The 1266-nt window shown below is 37.7% G+C and carries 1 protein-coding gene; it reads left to right on the top strand.

Annotated elements, in window-relative coordinates:
- Nucleotides 1–142 precede the first annotated feature (142 nt).
- Nucleotides 143–1063, top strand: coding sequence for a nucleotidyltransferase domain-containing protein (locus ACYVIL_RS20510; protein WP_460314624.1), 921 nt, complete (start codon nucleotides 143–145; stop codon nucleotides 1061–1063).
- The last annotated feature ends 203 nt before the right edge of the window (nucleotides 1064–1266 follow it).

Below are 1266 nucleotides of genomic sequence, written 5' to 3'. Positions count from 1 at the left end.
CTTTATCATCAATAATGCATACGTAAAGTAAGCGTGCGTGTAAATCTATTCCACAATAGTAAGGATGTGTATTAGTATAAAAGTTCATTGAGCTTCTCCGTTGGTTTTGTCACCTATCAGAGTAGCTGAAAAGTTACGCTGATTGGGGAGGCTCAATGAGTATCAAGGTCATCAACCTGACGTAGTTTGCTACGCTCCGTTTTGCGGTGGCTTCGCCACTTTACCGCAAAACTCCGCTACACAAACCACGCAGATTATAGCGGCGTTAACTGCCAAGGAGTATTCAGTGCGTACTGAGATATTGGAAAATCTTCAAGCTCTAGAAATTAAAGAGAACATTAAAATATTGTATGCATGTGAATCAGGCAGTCGAGCATGGGGTTTCCCATCAGCTGACAGTGACTATGATGTGCGTTTTGTATATGTTCGAAATAAGGATTGGTATCTTAGAGTTGATCATGAATATTGTAGAGATGTAGTTGAAAAACCTATTAATGACTTATTAGATATAAGTGGTTGGGACTTGAAAAAAGCACTTAAGCTTCTTAGAAAATCAAACCCCGCTCTAATTGAATGGTTCAATTCGCCAATTGTCTATCAGCAAAATGATAAATTTACAGAGGCTTTTAAAGAGTTAATACCTATTCTCTATTCGCCACGTTCTTGTTTTTATCACTATTCACATATGGCGAGTGGAAATTTCCGAGAATACCTACAGGGTGAAACAGTAAGAATTAAGAAGTATTTCTATGTCCTTAGACCTATTCTAGCGATGCAATGGATCGAACAAGATCGCGGTGTAGTACCAATGGAGTTTGAAGTGCTAGTAAATGAATTGGTACATGATGAAACCCTAAACTCTGCAATTCAAAACTTACTCGAAAATAAACGTAAAGGTTTTGAAAGTGCATATCTCCCTCGAGTTGATGTAATTAGTGACTTTATTAGCTCAGAGTTAGAAAGGTTTAAGGACAAAGCGCAAGAGCAACAAAAATCTGAAACAGATTTTAGTAAACTAAACCCATTCTTCATTGATGTTCTAAATGGCGAATATGGCAGTTAACAAGTTGCTTAAACGGAATAAAAACAGTTGGTTATCGCTCCGCGATTTTAACCAACCATTTTTATCCGGTGAGCAAGGCGTTGGTATGACTCCCCATGTCAATTAAAACGTAACGATCTTGCCTAAACCTTTATAAGCCTATTTTTGTTGCTCAAATAAATTGAGTTAACGCATCGAGTGAAGCAAGTAAATTCGTCGGTTGT

It is taken from the genome of Aliiglaciecola aliphaticivorans (assembly GCF_054782055.1).
The sequence above is the reverse complement of the archived record's forward strand: the minus strand, read 5'-3'. Positions and strand labels throughout refer to the sequence as shown.